Source organism: Leucobacter sp. M11 (assembly GCF_035726885.1).
Classification (GTDB): Bacteria; Actinomycetota; Actinomycetes; order Actinomycetales; family Microbacteriaceae; genus JAPFRB01.
This window is the reverse complement of sequence record NZ_JAPFRB010000002.1, coordinates 404,622-407,041: the sequence shown is the minus strand read 5'-3', so window position 1 is coordinate 407,041 and position 2,420 is coordinate 404,622. Positions and strand designations below refer to the sequence as shown.

Genomic DNA, 2,420 nt, shown 5'->3' with positions numbered 1-2,420 from the left:
GGGTGCGCCCATCTGGACCCGGGAGACCGCGCCCATCGGGATCGCCCTCGGCGGAGACACCGACGACTACGAGCCCGTCCGGCTGCGCAACACGGGCTCCCAGCCGGTGGGCGACGGCGATGCCCCCGAGCCCGACGCGGGCCGAGCCGGGGCAGCCACCCCGCCCCGGGCCGCGCAGGTGCCCCCGCGCCCGTGGTGGCGCAACGCGAGCCCGGAGCGCGCCGACGAGGACGAGCAGCCGACGGACGACGCCCCGGGGCCCGAAACCGGCCGCTGACCCGGTGCCCGAGCTGGGCTAGACTGATCGGGTACACACGGGAGTCCGGGCGTCCGGACTGAGAGGAAGCGCAGCCGCTTCGACCGTCAACCTGATCTGGGTCATGCCAGCGTAGGAAGGAACACCATGTCGCATATCACCGCGCCCGAAACGTCGTCCCCCGAGGCCCCGGCCCCGGCCTCCCAGCCCCGCCGGGGGAGCAGCCGCTGGCGGGTCGTCGATATCGTCGTCGCCGCCGTCATCGGCGTGGCCGCCGGCGTCATCTACTTCGTCTGGAACCAGCTCTACAATCCGCTCACGGAGCCGCTCAAGCTGCTGCTGCCGGGCCTCCAGGGCATCCTCTACGGGGTGTGGCTGCTCGCGGGCGTTGCCGCGGGGCTCATCATCCGAAAGCCCGGGGCGGCGGTGTTCGCCTCCGTGGTCGCGGCCTCCTTCTCGGCCATGCTCGGCGCGCAGTGGGCCTTCATGACGATCGAGGGCGGCCTCGTGCAGGGCCTCGGCGCGGAGCTGGTCTTCCTCCTCGTGGCGTACCGCCGCTTCGGCCTGCCGACCGCGCTCCTCGCGGGCCTCGGCTCCGGTATCGCCATGGGCATCAACGACCTCATCTTCTGGTACCCGGGCGCGGACACGCTCTTCCAGGTCGTCTACCTGAGCGCCTGCGCCGTGTCCGGGGCCGTGATCGCGGGCCTCGGCGGCTGGGCGCTGACCCGGGCGCTCGCCCGCACCGGGGCACTCAGCCGATTCGCCTCGGGCCGAGAGGTTACGGCCCGGGCGTGACCGGGAGCACCGTTCCGGCGTCGCTCGCGGCGGAGGGCTGGGGCTGGCGCCCCGCCGGCCGCGAGCGCTTCGCCGTCCGCGGCCTCGACCTGAGCGTTCGGGCGGGGGAGCGCGTGCTGCTCCTCGGCCCGTCCGGGGCTGGGAAATCGACCCTGCTCGCGGGGCTGGCCGGGGTGCTCGGCGGCGACGACGAGGGCGAGCGCGAGGGCCGCCTGCTCGTGGACGGGGCGGACCCGGTCGCGGCCCGCGGCCGAGTCGGACTCGTCCTGCAGAACCCCGAGTCCCAGATCGTGCAGGCCCGGATCGGCGACGACGTCGCCTTCGGCAACGAAAACCTCGGCGTCCCCCGGGAGGAAAACTGGCTCCGCGTCGGCGAGGCCCTCGACGCGGTTGGCCTCGGCGGCTTCCCGCTGGGGCACTCCGCCCAGGAGCTGTCCGGCGGCCAGCAGCAGCGGCTCGCGCTCGCGGGGGTGCTCGCGATGCGGCCCGGCGCCCTCCTCCTGGACGAGCCCACCGCGAACCTGGACCCGGCCGGGGTGACCAGAATTCGCGACGCGGTGCTCGCGGCGTGCGCGCAGACCGGGAGCACCCTGCTCGTGGTGGAGCACCGGGTCTCCGTGTGGGCGGACGCCGTGGACCGGGTGATCGTGCTCGACCCGGGCGGGGGGCTCCTCGCCGACGGGGTGCCCGCCGAGGTCTTCGCCCGGCACGGCGCCGCGCTCGCCGCGGCCGGGGTGTGGGTCCCCGGGCACGAGCCGAGCACCGCCCGGACGCGGCCCGCCGTCGCGGACCCCGGGGCGAACCCCGGGCCCGACCGGCTCCGCGCCGAGGCGCTCTCCGTCGGCCGCCGGGCCGCAACGCCCGCGCTGAGCGACGTTGATCTCGCGGTGCGCGGCGGAGAGATCCTCGCGATCACGGGGGAGAACGGGGCCGGGAAGTCGACGCTCGGCCTGACCCTCGCCGGGCTCCTCCCCGCCCTCTCGGGGCGCGTCGTCTCCGACGCCCCGGACCGCGCGGGGCGCACGGACCCCGCGCGCTGGCGCTCGGCCGATCTCGCGGCCCGGATCGGGGTCGTCTTTCAGAACCCCGAGCACCAGTTCGTCGCGGGCACCGTGCGGGAGGAACTGGCCATCGGCCCCCGCCTCGCCGGGCGCAGCGAGGCCGAGATCGCGGCCCTGGTTGCGCAGTTGGCGGAGCGGCTCCGGCTCGGGCACCTGCTCCAGGCCAACCCCTTCACGCTCTCCGGCGGGGAACAACGGCGGCTCTCCGTCGCCACCGCGCTCGGGGTCGCCCCCGCGGTGCTCATTCTCGACGAGCCCACCTTCGGCCAGGACGCCCTCACCTGGGCGGAGCTGGTTCGCCTGCT

Annotated in this window: 3 protein-coding genes; all 3 read left to right on the top strand. The window is 75.6% G+C overall.

The features are described from left to right. The coding region (locus OOT08_RS06235) for a hypothetical protein (RefSeq protein WP_325091719.1) at nucleotides 1-277 on the top strand (277 nt) is incomplete at its 5' end. 126 nt (nucleotides 278-403) lie between these two features. Beyond that, entirely contained in the window at nucleotides 404-1,054 is a 651-nt protein-coding gene (locus tag OOT08_RS06230; protein ID WP_325091718.1) for an ECF transporter S component, read from the top strand. Continuing rightward, nucleotides 1,051-2,420, top strand: a 1,370-nt coding sequence (locus tag OOT08_RS06225) for an ABC transporter ATP-binding protein (RefSeq protein WP_325091717.1), incomplete at its 3' end; no start/stop codon positions are given. The genes OOT08_RS06230 and OOT08_RS06225, both read left to right, overlap by 4 nt.